Genomic DNA, 17945 nt, shown 5'->3' on the forward strand with positions numbered 1-17945 from the left:
CTACGCGCTTTTGCGTCTGTGGTTCCTCGTCTTACGGGGGCATTTGTGCTGGCGCTGGCTCTGCTTTCCGGCGCTGCCACGGGTCAGGCACAGGAGGGATGGTTTCAAACCAACGAACTGAACCCCGGCCTGCCGCCCGCGCCCGGAATATTGGATCGCGGCACCCCCATGGCCGCGCTTGAGAGTTTTATCTACCTAACCGACAACGGCCACTACTCCAGTGCGGCTCATATCTTGGACCTATCGGACCTGCCTCAATCCGAGCAGGCGGTAGTTGGTGCAGAACGCGCCTTTCAATTGTCGGTGTTGATGGAACGAAAGGTCGTCGTGCCATGGCGCAGGCTGGCGGATCGGCCCGACGGGTGGCTCTCTGGCTCTGCCGAGGATAATGACACGGGGCGGGTGCGACGGTCGCTGCTAATTGACCGCTTGGAGCTTGGTGGCCATGACGTGCCGTTGCGGCTGAACCGCATCAAACCGGGCGAAGATGCTGAACCTGTCTGGGTCTTCTCGCGGCAAAGCGTTGATAACATTCCCCACCTTCACGGCCAGTACGGGCCGACGGAGATTGAAACGATGTTGCCCGATTGGCTTCGGATACGGGCATTTTGGGGCATGTATTTGTGGGAGGTGCTGTTTCTGCCGCTGTTGCTGGTGGTGGCCTTGACCGCAGGTTGGTTCGCATTTGGCCTCATGCGCCGTCTAGGCAAAGTGGCCAAACGCCGCTGGATGCGTTTTGTACTGCGGTCCTTCCGCTGGCCCGCAGCCATTGTGCTCTGCGCCGCGATCATCGGCACGGCCACCAGCCGCGTGCTGGTTGTATCCGGCTTCATCGACGCGGTGCTGAGCCCGATCTTGATGATTGCCTATGTGACTGCTGCCACCCTCGCCATCGTCTTTACCTTTGACGAAATCTTTGACCGGATCAGCCCCAACAACGCCTATGAGCTGGCCGATCCGATGAACGCGCATATGCGCTCTATCGCCACCACGATCGCCGCTGCCCGCAAAGGGGTGATCGTGATCGCGGTACTGGTGGCCTCAGGCGTGATCCTTGTCTCGAGCAACGCAGACAACACCATCGGCCTGTCACTGCTGGCCTCTGCTGGTGCGGTGACCATCGTTCTGGGTTTCGCCGCGCGTGAGGTTCTGGGCAATATCCTCGCCTCTATTCAGATCGCGCTGAACCGCTCCGCCCGGATTGGCGATCAACTGATCTTCGAAGGGCATTTCTGCACGGTAGAGCAAATCCATTTCACCTATGTACAACTGCTGAACTGGAACGGCACGCGTTTGATTGTGCCGGTTAGCTATTTCGTCTCTGACGCCTTTGAAAACTGGTCAATTGAGAATCACGCCATGGTCCGACCCATCATCCTGACCCTTTCGCAGAATGCTGATGTGGCCGCCCTGCGCCGCGTGTTCTTTGACATTCTGGCCCGCGAAGACCCCAATGACGTCAAACCGATGGACAGGGCCAAGGTCCATGTGCTTGAGCAAGACGCATTCGGCATCAAGGTGCGTTTTGAACTGCCCACCGACAACGCGGCGACATTCTGGGATATAGAGTGCCGCGTGCGCGAAGAGCTCCTCGCCGCCGCGGCGCGGATGGAGAAAGAAGACGACGTCCGCATGTTGCCCCCCGCGCCTGCAGATATGGGCAAACCGTAACACAGCACCGCTTGAAGCGATCCCTGCCGCAGGTTAGGCAGGCAGACCAATGACCCAAGGAGCAGGTAATGGAAAAACTCACATTTGGCTGGGAAGAATGGGTCGCCCTGCCCGATCTTGGCCTGCCCGCGATCAAAGCCAAAGTAGACACTGGCGCGCGCACCTCAGCGCTGCATGCCCATGATATTGAAGTCTTTGGCCCCGCGTCCAAGCCCAAGGTCCGCTTTAATGTACACCCGATCTCGGGCCGCGAAGACATCTCCATCACCTGTTCGGCGCCGATCATCGACCGGCGCGAGGTGACCTCCTCCAACGGCGAATCCGAGCATCGTTTCGTGATTGCCACAACCTTGGAAGTGAACGGCCAAAGCTGGCCTATCGATGTCACCCTGACCAACCGCGCGGGCATGACAAGCCGCATGTTGCTGGGCCGTCAGGCGCTGACGGAACACATCAACATCTCCGCGACCGAGCGGCGTTTGCAGCCGGACCTGAACTATGACGTCTACCACACCGCGAGCCTGCGCCACACTGCGCCACAGCGCGCGCTGCGCATCGCCGTTTTGAGTCGTGAAGATAACTACTCAACCCGCCGTCTGGTCGAGGTTGGCGAAGCCCGCGGCCATGTGGTTGAGGTCATCGACACGACGCGCTGCTATATGGCGATCAACCAACTGGCCCCCGAAGTGCATTACGACGGCAAGCGCCTGCCCCGTTATGACGCCGTAATTCCGCGCATCGGCGCGTCGATCACCCCCTATGGCACCGCCGTGATCCGCCAGTTCGAGACGATCGGCACCTATTGCGTCAACGGCTCTGCCGGGATCACCGCCAGCCGTGACAAACTGCACGCGCATCAGGTCTTGGCTGCGAAAAAGATCGGCATGCCGACCACGGCTTTCGCCGCATCGCCCAAAGACACTTCAAACCTGATGGCTTTGGTGGGCACCGCACCGCTGATCGTAAAGCTGCTGGAGTCGACCCAAGGCAAGGGCGTCGTGCTGGCCGAAACCAAGAAAGCTGCCGAGAGTGTCATCGACGCCTTCCGCGGCCTGCGCGCCAACTTCCTCGTGCAGGATTTCGTCAAGGAAGCCGCCGGCGAAGACATTCGCTGCCTCGTGGTGGCGGGCAAGGTCGTCGCCTCCATGAAGCGCACCGGGGCGGAGGGCGATTTCCGCTCGAACCTGCACCGGGGCGGTTCGGCCAAAGTGGTGCGGATTTCGAAAGAGGAACGCGACACCGCCGTGCGCGCCGCGCGGGCCTTTGGCCTTGGCATCGCCGGGGTCGACCTGCTACGCTCGGAAACCGGACCGAAAGTGCTAGAGGTCAACTCCTCCCCCGGTTTCGAGGGGATCGAGAAGGCGACGAGCAAGGATATCGTCGGTAAGGTCTATGATGAGATCGAAGCCCGCGTGAAACCGCAGCCTGCGCGGCGGCGCAAAACGGGGTAAAGGGGATGGCGCTGCCGTAGCCGCAGCGCCGCGCGCACTTTACGGCCCGCGTCCCTATCCCTATATAAAATGTCGAGAATGATGCGAGGCGAGAGATGACCGAACAGACCCAACCGCTTGAAGGGACGCCGCTGATTGCGCCCTCTTCCACCGATCACCCGCTCTATGAGCAGATCGTCGAGGCTTGTCGCACGGTTTATGACCCTGAGATCCCGGTGAATATCTACGAACTGGGCCTGATCTATACCATCGACATCAACGATGAAAACGAAGTCGACATCAAGATGTCGCTGACTGCGCCCGGCTGCCCCGTGGCAGGTGAGATGCCGGGTTGGGTTGCCGATGCGGTCGAACCGATTGCGGGGGTCAAGCAGGTCGATGTGGCCCTTGTTTGGGAACCGCCTTGGGGCATGGACATGATGTCCGACGAAGCCCGCCTCGAACTGGGCTTCATGTAAGCACCCGTTCCGCAGAGTGAACAAAAAACGTCGTCAATGCAGGACATTGGCGGCGTTTTCTTTTGGCCATTTTCCGCCGAATGCATCCCCGGCGCATAGTTCATTTGACTGACATCAGACCGTCGTGAAACCGTAACAAAGGGCACCCATAGAAGCCCCAGAACTTCATTCACGAACGGACACCATTATGCGTACACTTGTTTCTCTCGCCGCTCTGGTCCTCGCGCCCGGCATGGCGCTGGCCGAGGCTCACGCCACCGCGATACCGGTCGAATACGGCCCCCGCCCAGCCTATCTTATCGATAAGCTGCCCGACGGCGATCTGAAGGACAAGTTGGCCTCCTGCATGGGCCAAGATGCCTCCAAGTCCGATTTCTCCATTGGCCACCGCGGCGCGCCACTGATGTTCCCTGAACATACCGTGCAATCCAACGTCGCCGCCGCGCGGATGGGCGCGGGCATTCTAGAATGCGATGTGACCTTTACTGCCGATCATGAGCTGGTCTGCCGCCACGCGCAAAACGATCTGCACACCACCACGAACATCCTCGTCTCCGATCTGGCCGAGAAATGCACCACCGGCTTTACCGCTGCTTCGGGCGACACGCCCGCCAACGCCGAATGTCGCACCTCTGACATCACTTTGGCAGAGTTTCGCACCCTGACCCCCAAGATGGACAGCGCGGACAAGACCGCCACCACCGCCGAGGACTATCAGGGCGGTGTCGCGAATTGGCGCACTGAGCTTTACAGCGACAAAGCCGATCTGATGACCCATGCGGAATCGATCGAACTGTTCAAATCCCTCGGTGCGAAATTCACGCCAGAGCTTAAATCCCCCTCCGTAGAGATGCCCCATGACGGCTTCTCTCAGGAAGACTACGCGCAGAAACTTGTGGATGAATATGTCGCTGCAGGCATCCCCGCCTCTGACGTCTGGCCGCAGTCCTTCAATCTCGACGATGTGCTCTACTGGGTTGAGAACACGCCCGAATTCGGCAAGCAGGCCGTCTATCTGGTTGAATGGTCCGATGGTTTTGATGAGCAGAACCCAGAAACATGGAAAGAAGATTTCGCCGATCTGAAAGCCAAGGGCGTGAATTACCTCGCTCCATCGTTGAACATGCTAATGACCAACAAGGACGGCGCAATCGCGGGCTCTGACTATGCCATGGCCGCGAAAGAGGCGGGTCTGACCCTGATCGCATGGACGCTGGAACGCTCCGGCCCGCTGGCCTCCGGTGGCGGCTGGTACTTCCAATCAATCAGCGACGTGGTGAAAGACGATAGCGACTATCTGGTGGCGCTGGATGTGCTGGCCCAAGACGTGGGCGTGGCCGGTGTCTTCTCCGACTGGCCCGCGACCGTGACCTATTACGCGAACTGCATGGGCCTCTGATCCGCCCACTACTTTAGATCGCTTTCAGGGCCGCCCTTCACCGGGCGGCCCTTTTCTTTGGCCGGGCTTGCATGGGTTTCGCCTTCCTGCGACATTGCGGGAAACAAGAGGCAAGCCATGGAAACTTGGGCAATTTTTACCGGCGATATCGTGAAATCCACTGCGATGACACGCGCGGAGCTGGATACGGTTTTTGCCCGACTTGAGGAGGCCGCCGACGCCGTCGCAACGTGGCAAGACCAGCCCACACGTATAACCCGCTTTCGCGGTGACGGCTGGCAAATGGCCGTGACGCCTCAGTTCACCTTTCGCGCGGCCCTCGTCCTGCGCGCTGCCGTGCGCCGTTGTGGCAAGACCGCAGACACGCGTTTCGGGATCGGGCTGGGAGATGCGCATTTCGCCGGCGGTGACCTCTCCCGCGCCGACGGGGCGGCGCTGGTCCGTTCCGGCCACGCACTTGATACGATGCCCCGCGCGCGGCGGATGCATGCGCCGGATGCCCCGCCCGCCCTGCGCACGGCTCTCCCCCTTGCTGACCGGATCGCAGGCGGGTGGACGGTCAGGCAGGCCGATGTCGCCTATTACATGCTCGCCCCCGAGCCCCCTGTGCAAGCCAGCCTCGCCCAGCAGTTCGACCTCACCCAGCAAAGCGTGCAGGGTCATGTCGATGCGGCGGGGATCGATGAGTTACGAGAGGTTTGCGACGTACTGGAAGATCGACAAACAGCCCTTTAAAGCTGTTATTTATAATTACAGCCAAATAAACCTGTATTTCATGTAGAGAAAGACCCTTGCCATCGCTCGCTACGGCTTTTCAAATGACAACAACCACCAACAGCCGGACCCCCTATGACCGAACAGGCCATCGCCACCGCCCTCGCTTGCCTGCTCGCCCATCTGCTAGCGGATTTCGTCTTTCAAACCAATGCGATGGTCACCGCCAAACGCAAACCCCAAGTCCTTTTGCTGCATGGGGTCATTGTCTTTGCCCTGACGGCACTGGCTCTTGGCGGTAGCCCCATCCCCGCCGCCTTTCTTGCCCTCGCTCATGTAGCGATTGACGCGGCCAAAACCTACGCCGTGCCTGCGCGCCACCGTGAGCGGCCTTGGCCCTACCTCACCGATCAGGCCGCGCATCTTGTCACCATCGCCCTCCTTGCCCTCTATCTGCCTGAGGCTTTCGCAAGTGGCATCTGGGCCGCCCATAGCACAACGCTTATTCCGCCCGCCCTCTTCCTCGCGGGGTTAATCATCGCCACCCTTGCAGGTGGCCCAGCGGTGGGTGGCCTTATGCTCCCCCACAAAGCGCAGGCCCAGCCCGATGGGCTTGATAATGCGGGCCGTATCATCGGTTTGCTGGAACGTGCCCTGATTTTCCTCATGGTTATGATTGGAGAGCCTGCGGGCATCGGCTTTCTCATCGCGGCAAAATCGATTCTGCGGTTCGACACGGTGAAAAAGAACCAAAAAATCAGCGAATACGTCATTATCGGCACGCTGGCGTCCTTCGGCTGGGCGCTTATCGCGGCCTTTGCTACCAAGGCTGCAATGAATTCCTTCTGACGGCTTGAGATCGCCGCCCCGCACCCCTATCTTGGCGGCATAGGAGAATTTCTGATGTTTGGCATACCCGGCAAGCAAGCCGTCACCATGACCCCCAAAGCCGCTGGTCAGATTGCAAAGTTGATGCAATCGGCGGGCCATGCGGGGCTGCGCATTGGCGTCAAAAAAGGCGGCTGTGCGGGCATGGAATACACCATGGAATATGTCGAAGCGACCGACCCCAACGATGAGGTGGTTGAGCAAGATGGCGCGCGCGTGATGATCGCACCGATGGCGCAGATGTTCCTCTTCGGCACCGAGATCGACTATGAGACAACGCTGCTCGAGTCCGGCTTCAAGTTCCGCAATCCCAATGTGACCGAAGCCTGCGGGTGCGGCGAATCGATCAAATTCGACGAAAGCCTCGGCGCGAAGTAAGCGTGCCGATCTGCCCCGGCCTTGACGAAAGGCCACGGGCCTGCGAACTGATCTAACAATATCAACAGATCAGGACGGAACCGATGCGCCCCAAAATCGCCGCCGGCAACTGGAAAATGAACGGCACCGCCGCCTCTTTGGCAGAACTTCACAGCCTTGCCACGGGCCTGCCCGAAAACCCGCCACAGGTCGTGATCTGCCCGCCCAGCACCCTGCTGTTCCGCGCCACCGACGCGACCCACGGCAGCCCGATCCAGATCGGTGCGCAGGATTGCCATGCCGAAGATGCGGGCGCTTATACGGGCGATATTTCCGCCTCCATGGTGGCCGACAGCGGCGCGACCCATGTGATCCTTGGCCATTCCGAACGCCGCGATGCGCACCGTGAGACCGACGCTGATGTGCAAGCCAAGACCCGCGCCGCTTGGGCTGCCGGGCTCACCGCCATTGTCTGTATCGGCGAGAGTGAGGCACAGCGTGACGCGGACGAAACGCTCGACATCATCGGGGGCCAGCTTGACGGCTCCCTCTCCGATGCTGTTGATGCGGAAAATACCGTGATCGCCTATGAGCCGATCTGGGCCATCGGCACCGGTAAAGTGCCCAGCATCGCGCAGATCAAAGAAGTGCATGACTTCATCCGCACGCGCCTCATCAGTCGTTTCGGTGCAGATATCGGCAATGCGCTTCCCCTGCTCTACGGCGGCTCGGTGAAAGCAACAAATGCGGTCGAGATCTTTGCAGTGGAGAATGTCGACGGCGCGTTAGTCGGCGGGGCCAGCCTCAAGGCCGCGGACTTCGCGCCCATCGTCGCAGCGCTCGCGCAGTCCTGAAAACAACCGGGGCGGCCATCTGAAAAGATGCGCCGCCCCAAGGTTTTACAACGGCAGCATCGTCGTCGATTTGATCTCTTCCATCGACAAAAGCGCCGTCACGTTGTGCACCTTCACCTCCGAAATCAGCGCCTGATAGAACACATCATAGGCCCGCGCATTCTTGACCCGTACCTTTAGAATGTAGTCGATATCCCCCGCCAGCCGGTGCGCCTCTTGCACCTCTGGCCGGTCTTGCAACGCCTTCAGAAACGCCGCCTGCCACGCTGCCTCATGCTCCGAGGTGCGGATCAGCACGAAAAAGCACGCCTCAAACCCAAGCGCTTCGGAATCCAGCACCACGGTCTGTTGTCCGATCACCCCGGCCTCCCGCAGCTTGCGGATCCGATTCCACACCGGGGTCTTTGAAGAGCCCACTTCGCGGGCGATATCGTCCAGCGATTGGCTCGCATCCCGTTGCAGCTGCGCCAAAATCTTCCGGTCGGTCTCATCAATTCGGACAGTCATTCTCTTCTCTCTCGTCCCGGCAGGACGTTCATACTCAACCCACGACTAAAGCGAACACACGTTCTTATCTGCGCCAGCAACTAGCCAATTATCGGGAATATTTCCTATATATGAGGTCACGTCAAACAGAATACAGGGCGCATCATGGATCACTTTCCCATCTTCCTCGCCACGAGCGAGAAAAAGATCCTCCTTTCCGGCGGCGGCGAAGCGGCGCTGGCCAAGTTGCGCCTATTGATGAAGACACGCGCCGAACTGCATATTTTTGCGCCGAACCCTGCGCCTGAGATCGTGGAGTGGCAGGCGGCGGGCAAGTTGACCCTGCACCGCCGCGCGCTCAGCGCTGCCGACCTCCCCGGTGCCCTGCTGTTCTATGCGGCAGATGAGCATGACGCGCTGGATGCCGAAAACGCGTCCCTTGCCCGCGCGGCTGGCGTGCTGGTCAACATCGTCGACAATCTGCACGACAGCCAGTTCATCACCCCCGCCATCGTCGACCGTGACCCGGTGACCGTGGCCATCGGCACCGAAGGCGCCGCCCCGGTGCTGGCCCGCGCCATCAAGGCCGATCTTGAAGAACGCCTGCCCGTCACCCTCGGCCCGCTGGCGCGGATCGGCAAAGGCTTTCGCAAGCTCGCCGACGCCCTGCCCATGGGCCGCGCGCGCCGCGATTTCTGGCGCGACTACTATTTTGCCGCTGGCCCCCGCGCCATGGCCGAGGGCAAGGATAGCGTGCGCCCGGCGTTGAAAGACCTGCTGCAGACCCACCTCGCCCGCGAAGCCCGCGCAGGTCATGTGGCTTTCGTTGGCGGCGGCCCCGGCGATCCGGAACTGCTGACGCTCAAAGCCCGACGTGCGCTGGATGAGGCCGATGTGGTGATCTACGACCGCCTGATCAGCCCCGAGATTCTCGAACTCGCCCGCCGCGAAGCACTGATGATCGACGTGGGCAAAGAGGGCTTTGGCCCCTCCACGGCCCAGGAGCACATCAACACCCTGCTGGTCGAACACACCCAAAGCGGCGCGCAAGTGGTGCGGCTGAAATCCGGCGATGCCACCGTCTTTGGCCGCCTCGACGAAGAGATCGACGCGGTCGACGCCCATGACATCGGCTGGCACATCGTGCCCGGCATCACCGCCGCCTCTGCCGCTGTGGCGGGCATCGGTCAAAGCCTGACCAAACGGGGCCGCAATGCCTCGGTCCGCTTTCTGACCGGGCATGACATGAAAGGTTTCGCCGATCACGACTGGGCCGCCCTCGCGCGTCCCAACGAGGTCGCCGCGATCTATATGGGCAAGAAATCTGCCCGCTTTGTCCAAGGCCGCCTGCTGATGCACGGGGCCGACCGCGCCACACCCGTCACCGTGATCGAAAACGCCTCGCGCGCCGATCAACGGGTGCTGTCGACCACGCTGAACGATCTGCCCCGCGATCTGGCCGATGCCGAGATGACCGGCCCCGCGCTCACCTTCTACGGCCTCGCCCCGCGCGCCGCCGTCCAAGCTGCCACCCAAACCCCGCTAGAGGAGCTGGCCTGATATGCCCAAGCCTTTCACCCCCAAGGTCATCACCGCCAATGCGCTGCTCGAAGGCGACGTTGTCTACCAAACCGCCACCGGCTGGACCCGCAGCCTTTCCGAGGCCGAAGTCCTCACCGATGAGGCCGACGCCGATCTGCGCCTGATCGACGCGCTGAGCCAGCAGGATCTGGTCGTCGGCGTCTACCTCGCCGATGTGGCCCCCGAAGCGGGCGGCCCCCGCCCCACACACTTCCGCGAAGAGTTCCGCGCCAAAGGCCCGTCGAACTACGCCCACGGCAAACAGGAGACCCTGTGATGTATAGCTATACCGAATTCGACGATAAATTCCTCGCCGAGCGCAACGCCCAGTTCCGCGCCCAAGTCGAGCGACGCATCGATGGCTCGCTCACTGAGGATGAGTTCAAACCGCTGCGCCTGATGAATGGCCTCTACTTGCAACTGCACGCCTATATGCTGCGCGTGGCGATCCCCTATGGCACGCTCAACAGCGCCCAGATGGACCAGCTCGCCCGTATCGCCGAGCAGTGGGACAAGGGCTACGGCCACTTCACCACGCGCCAGAACATCCAGTACAACTGGCCCGAGCTGCGCGACGTGCCCGATATGCTCGACGCGCTGGCCGAGGTGAACCTGCACGCGATCCAAACCTCCGGCAACACGATCCGCAACGTGACCGCCGACCATTTCGCCGGTGCCGCCGCCGATGAGGTCGCCGACCCCCGCCCCGTGGCCGAGTTGATCCGCCAGTGGTCCACCGACCACCCGGAATTCCAGTTCCTGCCGCGCAAATTCAAGGTCGCCGTCACCGGTGCCGCCGCCGACCGTGCAGTCATCAAAGCCCACGACATCGGCCTGCGCATCGTCGAGCGCGACGGGGAGCAAGGATTCGAGGTCATCGTCGGCGGCGGCCTTGGCCGCACCCCGATGATCGGCAAGGTGCTCTACGACTTCGTCAGTGCCGACGATCTGCTGCCCACGCTCGAAGCCATCGTCAGCGTCTACAACGTGCTCGGTCGCCGCGACAACAAGTATAAGGCGCGCATCAAGATCACCGTCCACGAGAACGGCATCGAAGACATCCGCGCCCGCGTCGACGCGCAATATGCGCTGATCCGCAGCCAGTTCACCGGCGTTGATCAACAAGTGCTGTCGCGCATCGAATCTGATTTCGCCGCCCCCCAGTTCAAAACCGCCTCGCTCGCGGCCTACGAGTCCGCCTATACCAACGATCCGGTCTTCCGCGCGTGGGCTGACACCAACCTCGCCGAGCACCGCGCGCCGGGCTATGCCATCGTCTCGATCAGCCTCAAGGCCCACGGCGCCACGCCGGGCGACGCGACGGCAAATCAGATGCGCGTGATGGCCGACCTTGCCCGCCGCTTTGGCCATGATGAGCTACGCATCAGCCATGAGCAAAACGTGATCCTCCCCCATGTGCACCGCAGCGACCTGCCCGCACTGCATGCCGCGCTGAAAGAGGCAAAACTCGCCACTGCCAACATCGGCTTGATCTCGGACATCATCGCCTGCCCCGGCATGGACTACTGCGCGCTGGCCACCGCCCGCTCGATTCCCATCGCCCAAGAGATCGCCACCCGCTTCGACGAGTTGAAGCTGGAGCATGACGTCGGCCCGCTTAAAATAAAAATCTCCGGTTGCATCAACGCCTGCGGCCACCACCATGTGGGCCACATTGGCATCCTCGGCCTCGACCGTGCGGGCGTGGAGAACTATCAGATCACGCTCGGCGGCGACGGCACTGAGAACGCCAGCATCGGTGAACGTGCAGGCCCCGGTTTCTCGGCTGAGGAAATCATCCCGGCCATCGAACGCCTCGTTCTGGGCTATCTCGACCTGCGTAACGATCCTTCGGAGACCTTTCTGCAAGCCTACCGCCGCCTCGGCCTCGCCCCCTTCAAGGCCGCGCTTTACCCTGAGACGGCCAGCAAGGATCAGGCCAATGCCGCTTGACACCCCTGAACTTCATCCTTTTTCAAATACCGCTGCGCCGTCCCCCGAGGGGCTGCGCGCGGTCGAGGAAAAGGTAGCGCGGCTTAATGCCGACCTGCGCCACCACGGGGCCACGGATGTCATCCGCCGCGCCGATGCTGAGATCGAGAACCTCACCCTCGTCTCCAGCTTTGGCGCGGAGTCGGTGGCGCTGTTGCACCTTGCCTCCATGGTGTCGCGGGATATTCCGGTGCTCTTTATCGACACCGAAATGCTCTTTGCCGAAACGCTGGTTTACCAGCAGGAGCTGAGCGAGCGGCTGGGCCTGCGCAATGTCACGACCCTGCGCAGCGAAGAGATCGCGGCACAGGATCCCGATGGCACGCTGCATCAGTATGACACCGACGCCTGCTGTGCCCTGCGCAAGACCCGGCCCCTGCAAAGCGCGCTGGCGGGCCATGACGGCTGGATCACCGGGCGCAAGCGCTTTCAATCGGGCAGCCGCGCGACCTTGGAGTTCTTTGAAGTCGAGATCCCCGATGATGGTGCTGCCCCGCGCATCAAGGTGAACCCGCTGGCCTATTGGGCAACCTCGGATGTGGCGGATTACATCACCGAGAACCGCCTGCCCCGGCATCCGCTGGTGGCCAAGGGCTACCCTTCGATCGGCTGCGCGCCCTGCACCTCGCCCGTGGCACCCGGCGAAGACCCGCGTGCCGGACGCTGGCGCGATCAGAACAAAGAAGAATGCGGCATCCATTTTGTAAACGGCAAAGTGGTCCGAACAGGAGACAAATCATGAGCGTACTCGTAACCGACACAGGTTTCACCGCCGACGACTGGACCCATGGCTATTGCGAGGAGGGTGCGGCGAATGATTGCCGCGCCGTCGATCTAGCCTCTGACGCCGATGCCCATGCCCTCACGCTGACCCCGGCGCTCGAGATGATCCGCGTCGACTTCCCCTCTTTCGCGGATGGGCGCGGTTTTACCATCGCGCGCGTTCTGCGCCTCCGCGGCTACAAGGGCCGTTTGCGCGCCCGCGGGCATGTGCTGGCCGACCAATACGCCATGGCCCGCCGCGCGGGTTTTGATGAGGTCGAGATCGACAAGGATCTGGCCGCGCGTCAACCTGAGGACCAATGGCTGGCCCGCGCCGATTGGCAGGCCCATGACTATCAGTCGCGCCTTCGCGGAGCCTCCCCACAGGCAGCGGCGGCCAAATAGGCCGCTTCATTGCCCTCCCCCCTTCCATGCCATAAGTAGAGGCCGCAAACCGATTTGCGGAAACCATGATGACCGAGCAAAGCACAGTGAACCAAACCGCCGCCAAGCCCGTCCCGACGTTGCCCGACGCCCAGACCGTGACCTCAGTCACCCACTGGACGGATCAGCTATTTTCGTTCCGGGTATCGCGGCCCGCGTCCTTGCGCTTCCGCTCGGGCGAGTTCGTCATGATCGGCCTGATGGGCGATCCGCAGCCCGAGACGGGCAAGCAAAAACCGCTGCTGCGCGCCTATTCCATCGCCTCGCCCGCGTGGGACGATGAGTTGGAGTTCTATTCGATCAAAGTGCAGGACGGCCCGCTGACTTCGAAACTACAGCACATCCAGCCCGGCGATCAGATCATCCTGCGGCCCAAGCCCGTGGGTACGCTGGTCCATGATGCGCTGCTGCCGGGCGACCGGCTGTGGATGTTCGCCACCGGCACCGGCTTTGCGCCTTTCGCCAGCCTGCTGCGCGAACCCGAGACCTATGAGAAATTCGACGAGGTCATCGTCACCCACACCTGCCGCGATGTGGCGGAACTGGAGTATGGCCGCCAGTTGATCGAAGGGCTGAAGGCCGACGAGCTGATGCAAGAGTTGATCGGCACCGACAACCTTGCCAAGATTCGTTATTATCCGACCACCACCCGCGAAGAGAGCCCCAAGATGGGCCGCATCACGCACCTTTTGCAGGATGGAACGGTATTTGCAGATTTGGACGTTCCGCAGATCAACGCCACTCATGACCGCGCCATGGTCTGCGGCAGTCTGGGCTTCAACAAGGATATTATGGAGATTCTCGAAGGCTTTGGCCTGACCGAGGGTGCCAATTCCGACCCACAACATTTCGTCGTTGAAAAAGCCTTTGTCGGTTAGGCCAAGTTAAGCCTTCCGAAAGGTCGCAACGTTACACCATGCATCGTCGGCGCCCCTTTGCCGACGATCTGGCAGAACCCTGCGCACGCCAATTTCGCCCCCTTCCGCTGCACTGCGGCAGGCGTTAGCTGACGGCTTTCTAGCGTGGGGGACCGCCGCGCGAAATGCAATCAAAGGCGAAAGGCACATCATGGCGAGCACTGGGACCCCGACCCCAAAGAAAGTCTCCGATCTGGCAACTGAAAAAGCCGATCTGTCCAGCACCGCGCTGATTGGCATCTTCGGCAGTGAAACGACGCCCGGGGCCCTGATCCGCGAAGGCGGCGGCAAGATTTCCCGCGTCGGCGTGGGCGATCAAGTCGCAGGTGGCGTTGTCGCGGCAATTGGGCAAGGCGCGCTGGTGCTGTCCAGCCGTCGCGGCAACAAGGTGCTGCGATTGCCGCAAAGCTAACACGTCCAAGGAGGCGCGGCACCGCGCCTCTTGACCTGCCGCGCGGGGCAGTGCACATCGCGGTCATGAGCAAGACAGCATTGATCACCGGCGCATCGCGCGGCCTTGGCGCCGCATTGGCAGAGGCCTTGGCCCCCACCCATCACATCATCGCGGTCGGTCGCACGACCGGCGCGCTGGAAGAGTTGGATGACCGCATCCAAGCCAAGGGCGGCAGCGCCACGCTGGCCCCGATGGACATCACCAACGCCGATGCCATGGCCGTGCTGTGCCGGGGCATCCATGACCGCTGGGGCGGGCTCGACCTTTGGCTGCACTGCGCCGTTCACGCTGCTCCGCTAACGCCCACCGATCACATCGACGCCAAGGATATGGAGAAATCCATCGCCGGAAACGTCACCGCCACCGCGCGGTTGATCACCTTCGTCTCGCCGCTTTTGGGGGCCGATGGCACGGCGGTCTTCTTTGACGATCCGAGGGCGGGGACGAAATTCTTCGGCAGCTACGGGGCTACCAAGGCCGCGCAGATCGCGCTAGCGACCTCTTGGCAGGTCGAGACCGCGCAGATCGGCCCGCGCGTGCATATCCTCACCCCCGACCCGATGCCCACCGCCACCCGCGCGCGCTTCTTCCCCGGTGAGGACCGCGCGGCGCTCAGCGACACAGCCACGCAGGCCGCTGCGGTATTGGCGCAACTGTCGGAAAACTCCGCCTCCTGAACTGCGCGGCACCGGCGCGCTGCGCTTGCCGCCGGTCCGCCCCTCGCCTATCAAGGCAAAAAGGGGCCATTCATGCGTATTTTGATTACAAACGATGACGGCATCAACGCGCCCGGTCTGGCCGTGTTGCGCGCCATTGCCGAGGAACTGGCCGGGCCCAAGGGCGAGGTCTGGACCGTCGCACCCGCGTTCGAGCAATCCGGCGTGGGTCATTGCATCAGCTACACCAAGCCGATGATGATCACGCAATTGGACGACCGCGTCTTCGCCACCGAAGGCTCCCCCGCCGATTGCGTGCTTGCCGCGATCCATGACACAATGACTGCCGCCCCCCCCGATCTGGTGCTTTCCGGCGTGAACCGGGGCAACAATGCCGCTGAAAACGCGCTCTATTCCGGCACGCTTGGCGGCGCGATAGAGGCGGCGTTGCAGGGCCTTCCGGCCATCGCCCTGTCGCAATACTTCGGCCCGGCGAACCGCGATCTGGCCGATCCTTTTGAGGCCGCCGCCCAACACGGCGTTGAAACCTGCCGTCGCATTCTGGACCACAGTCCCAGCGAAGAAGCCGCCTATGGCCTTTTCTACAACGTGAACTTCCCCCCCGTCGCAGGGGCGGACGTGCGCGGCATCCGGCTGGCCCCCCAAGGCCGCCGCCCCGGCACCGGTTTTTCCACCGAAGCACATCTTTCGCCATCGGGGCGCCGTTTCTTGTGGATTAAAGGCGGCGACCAGCGCGTGCAAACTGCACCGGGCAGCGATGCCTGCGTGAACCTTGACGGCTATGTTTCGGTCACACCAATGCGCTGCGATTTGACGGATCACACGGCCTTAGACACACTGGCAGGCATTAACGGATGAATGAGCCGCCCATCTCTGAAGCGGAACGTAAGATGCAGTTCCTCTACGCGCTGCGCTCCAAGGGCGTGACCGACGCGCGTGTGCTGACGGCGATGGAAGCGATTGACCGCGGCCCCTTTATCCGCGGCATCTTCGCCAGCCGCGCCTATGAGGATATGCCCCTGCCCATCGCCTGCGGCCAGACGATCAGCCAGCCTTCAGTCGTGGGGTTGATGAGCCAAGCCTTGCAGGTGTCGTCCCGCGATAAGGTGCTCGAAATCGGCACCGGCTCGGGCTATCAGGCGGCGATCCTCAGCAAGCTCGCGCGGCGGGTCTATACGATCGACCGGCACCGGCGCTTGGTACAAGAGGCGCGGGGCGTGTTTGAAGCGATGGATCTCAACAACATCACCGCGATTACCGCCGACGGCAGCTTCGGCCTTGCCGAACAGGCGCCCTTTGATCGGATCATCGTCACCGCCGCCGCCGAAGACCCGCCCGGCCCCTTGCTTGCCCAACTCAAAGAGGGTGGCATCATGGTGCTGCCCGTGGGCCAATCGGACACTGTTCAGCACCTAATTCGCGTGCGAAAGACCGCTGACGGGCTGGAATACGACGAATTGCGTGCCGTGCGCTTTGTCCCCCTGCTGGAAGGCTTGGGCAAGGACGGTTAATAGGTTAGAGAGACAACGCCCCATATCTTTAAGGGGGCGAAGATGAGGACTTGCAGATGCGCCAAACACGCTTGCGCCGCCACACGCGGCTGACCCTAATGGCCGGAACCAGTGCGATACTGCTGGCCGGTTGCGAAAATCAGCCGCTTGATTACGACATGCGCAGTACCTTTGGCGATGGTTTTTCAACTGCCGAGGCCGCACGCGGCCCCCTTGCGGATCGCCCCAAACCCGATGCGCGGGGCGTCATCGCTTATCCAAATTACCAAGTCGCTGTCGCCCGCCGGGGTGATACGCTCAAAGACGTGGCTGCCCGCGTAGGCGCAGATGGCAATGAATTGGCCCGCTACAACGGCATCGAACTCAGCGTACCGCTGCGCCAAGGCGAAATCATCGCCCTGCCCCGCCGTGTGGCCGAACCCGCCCCCGGCACCGATGGCAGCGTCGACATCACCACCCTCGCAGGCAGCGCGATTGATCGCGCCCCGGCGACGCCAACGGTGCAGACACAAAGCCTGCCGCCCGCAAGCAGCAGCCCCTCCACCAGCGCGCCCGCGCCTCAGCCCTCGGCACCGCAATCCAAAGAGCCGGTCCGTCACCGGGTGGAGCGCGGAGAGACGGCCTATACCGTTGCCCGCCTCTATAACGTGCCAGTCAAAGCGCTGGCCGAATGGAACGGGCTTGGCCCCGATTTTGCGATCCGCGAAGGCCAGTTCTTGCTGATCCCAGTTGAAAAACAAGCGCCCCCCCGTCAGGCGACCAACACGACCTCAAGTGCTGCTGCGACACCTCCTGTGCAGCCCGCCACCAGCGCCCCCGGCGCGGGCAGCCCTACGCCTACGCCACCCTCGGCCGCCAAACCGCTGCCCCAAGATGAGACCGCGCAGCCATTGCCGCCCAAGGCCGAGCCAGAAAAGCCCGTGGCCGATGTCGGCAAGACCACTGCGCCCGCCAAAGCCGCCAAAATGACCCCGCCCGTTCAGGGTTCAATCATCCGCGCCTATGCGAAGGGCAAGAACGAGGGTATCAACATCCAAGGTAGCCCCGGCGCGCCTGTGAAAGCCGCCGAGGGCGGCACTGTCGCCGCCATCACCAAAAGCGCGGATGGCATCCCGATTGTCGTGGTCCGCCACCCAGACAACCTGCTGACGGTCTATGCAAATGTGGATGGGGTGAACGTCTCGAAAGGCGACAGTGTCAGCCGCGGCCAGCAGATTGCCAAGTTGCGCGGCGGATCAGAATCGCATGTGCATTTCGAGGTGCGTAAGGGTTTTGAAAGCGTCGATCCAACGCCCTATATTCAGTAAGAATACGAAAAAGGGGCCCGCA

General features: G+C 62.0%; 20 protein-coding genes. 19 read left to right on the top strand and 1 reads right to left on the bottom strand.

The window, feature by feature from the left end; all coding sequences use genetic code 11:
- Positions 1-18: 18 nt before the first annotated feature.
- The 8 genes from BM229_RS04875 to tpiA all read left to right on the top strand — a co-directional run bounded on the left by BM229_RS04875 (position 19) and on the right by tpiA (position 7792).
- A complete protein-coding gene (locus BM229_RS04875; RefSeq protein WP_167360194.1) occupies positions 19-1671 on the top strand; it encodes a mechanosensitive ion channel family protein in 1653 nt (550 codons plus the stop codon).
- 68 nt (positions 1672-1739) lie between these two features.
- Complete coding sequence (gene rimK, locus BM229_RS04880) at positions 1740-3122, top strand: 30S ribosomal protein S6--L-glutamate ligase (RefSeq protein WP_093926521.1); 1383 nt, start codon at positions 1740-1742, stop codon at positions 3120-3122.
- A gap of 95 nt (positions 3123-3217) precedes the next feature.
- Complete coding sequence (locus BM229_RS04885; protein ID WP_093926522.1) at positions 3218-3580, top strand: SUF system Fe-S cluster assembly protein; 363 nt, start codon at positions 3218-3220, stop codon at positions 3578-3580.
- A 187-nt stretch (positions 3581-3767) separates the two neighbouring features.
- Positions 3768-4979 (top strand): glycerophosphodiester phosphodiesterase family protein, encoded by a 1212-nt coding sequence (locus BM229_RS04890; RefSeq protein WP_093926523.1) that lies wholly within the window; start codon positions 3768-3770, stop codon positions 4977-4979.
- A 117-nt stretch (positions 4980-5096) separates the two neighbouring features.
- On the top strand, positions 5097-5714 hold the full coding sequence (locus BM229_RS04895; protein WP_093926524.1) for a hypothetical protein: 618 nt from the start codon (positions 5097-5099) through the stop codon (positions 5712-5714).
- A gap of 114 nt (positions 5715-5828) precedes the next feature.
- Positions 5829-6542 carry a DUF3307 domain-containing protein gene (locus BM229_RS04900; RefSeq protein ID WP_093926525.1) on the top strand — a complete coding sequence of 238 codons (714 nt, stop codon included), beginning with the start codon at positions 5829-5831 and terminating at the stop codon, positions 6540-6542.
- A gap of 54 nt (positions 6543-6596) precedes the next feature.
- Positions 6597-6959 carry a HesB/IscA family protein gene (locus tag BM229_RS04905; protein WP_067265014.1) on the top strand — a complete coding sequence of 121 codons (363 nt, stop codon included), beginning with the start codon at positions 6597-6599 and terminating at the stop codon, positions 6957-6959.
- 83 nt (positions 6960-7042) lie between these two features.
- Positions 7043-7792, top strand: coding sequence for a triose-phosphate isomerase (gene tpiA / locus BM229_RS04910; RefSeq protein WP_093926526.1), 750 nt, complete (start codon positions 7043-7045; stop codon positions 7790-7792).
- Positions 7793-7837: 45 nt separating this feature from the next.
- On the opposite strand, the gene BM229_RS04915 is transcribed toward tpiA, so the two are convergent.
- The gene (locus BM229_RS04915; RefSeq protein ID WP_007120312.1) at positions 7838-8299 is read right to left on the bottom strand and encodes an Lrp/AsnC family transcriptional regulator; all 462 of its coding nucleotides are present in this window, start codon (positions 8297-8299) and stop codon (positions 7838-7840) included.
- A 144-nt stretch (positions 8300-8443) separates the two neighbouring features.
- Between BM229_RS04915 and cysG the strand changes: the two genes are divergently transcribed.
- The 11 genes from cysG (at position 8444) to BM229_RS04970 (ending at position 17923) form a co-directional block, all read left to right on the top strand.
- Positions 8444-9838, top strand: a complete 1395-nt coding sequence (cysG, locus tag BM229_RS04920) for a siroheme synthase CysG (RefSeq protein ID WP_093926527.1) — start codon at positions 8444-8446, stop codon at positions 9836-9838.
- A gap of 1 nt (position 9839) precedes the next feature.
- Positions 9840-10136, top strand: a complete 297-nt coding sequence (locus BM229_RS04925) for a DUF2849 domain-containing protein (RefSeq protein WP_093926528.1) — start codon at positions 9840-9842, stop codon at positions 10134-10136.
- The gene (locus BM229_RS04930) at positions 10136-11812 is read left to right on the top strand and encodes a nitrite/sulfite reductase (RefSeq protein ID WP_093926529.1); all 1677 of its coding nucleotides are present in this window, start codon (positions 10136-10138) and stop codon (positions 11810-11812) included. The genes BM229_RS04925 and BM229_RS04930 overlap by 1 nt, the downstream gene beginning before the upstream one ends.
- Positions 11802-12593 (top strand): phosphoadenylyl-sulfate reductase, encoded by a 792-nt coding sequence (locus BM229_RS04935; protein ID WP_093926530.1) that lies wholly within the window; start codon positions 11802-11804, stop codon positions 12591-12593. Before BM229_RS04930 ends, BM229_RS04935 begins: the two co-directional genes overlap by 11 nt.
- A complete protein-coding gene (locus BM229_RS04940; RefSeq protein ID WP_093926531.1) occupies positions 12590-13018 on the top strand; it encodes a DUF934 domain-containing protein in 429 nt (142 codons plus the stop codon). Before BM229_RS04935 ends, BM229_RS04940 begins: the two co-directional genes overlap by 4 nt.
- A gap of 68 nt (positions 13019-13086) precedes the next feature.
- Positions 13087-13935: a ferredoxin--NADP reductase gene (locus BM229_RS04945; protein ID WP_093927221.1), complete on the top strand. Its 849-nt coding sequence runs from the start codon at positions 13087-13089 to the stop codon at positions 13933-13935.
- 190 nt (positions 13936-14125) lie between these two features.
- Entirely contained in the window at positions 14126-14386 is a 261-nt protein-coding gene (locus BM229_RS04950) for a pilus assembly protein PilZ (RefSeq protein WP_093926532.1), read from the top strand.
- Between the two features lie 65 nt (positions 14387-14451).
- A complete protein-coding gene (locus BM229_RS04955; protein WP_093926533.1) occupies positions 14452-15105 on the top strand; it encodes an SDR family NAD(P)-dependent oxidoreductase in 654 nt (217 codons plus the stop codon).
- A 72-nt stretch (positions 15106-15177) separates the two neighbouring features.
- A complete protein-coding gene (surE, locus tag BM229_RS04960; protein ID WP_093926534.1) occupies positions 15178-15963 on the top strand; it encodes a 5'/3'-nucleotidase SurE in 786 nt (261 codons plus the stop codon).
- Complete coding sequence (locus tag BM229_RS04965) at positions 15960-16616, top strand: protein-L-isoaspartate(D-aspartate) O-methyltransferase (RefSeq protein ID WP_093926535.1); 657 nt, start codon at positions 15960-15962, stop codon at positions 16614-16616. Before surE ends, BM229_RS04965 begins: the two co-directional genes overlap by 4 nt.
- Before the next feature lie 56 nt (positions 16617-16672).
- Complete coding sequence (locus BM229_RS04970) at positions 16673-17923, top strand: M23 family metallopeptidase (protein WP_244152112.1); 1251 nt, start codon at positions 16673-16675, stop codon at positions 17921-17923.
- Positions 17924-17945 lie beyond the last annotated feature (22 nt).

Origin of the sequence: Sulfitobacter dubius (genome assembly GCF_900113435.1) — a bacterium.
Classification (GTDB): domain Bacteria; phylum Pseudomonadota; class Alphaproteobacteria; order Rhodobacterales; family Rhodobacteraceae; genus Sulfitobacter; species Sulfitobacter dubius.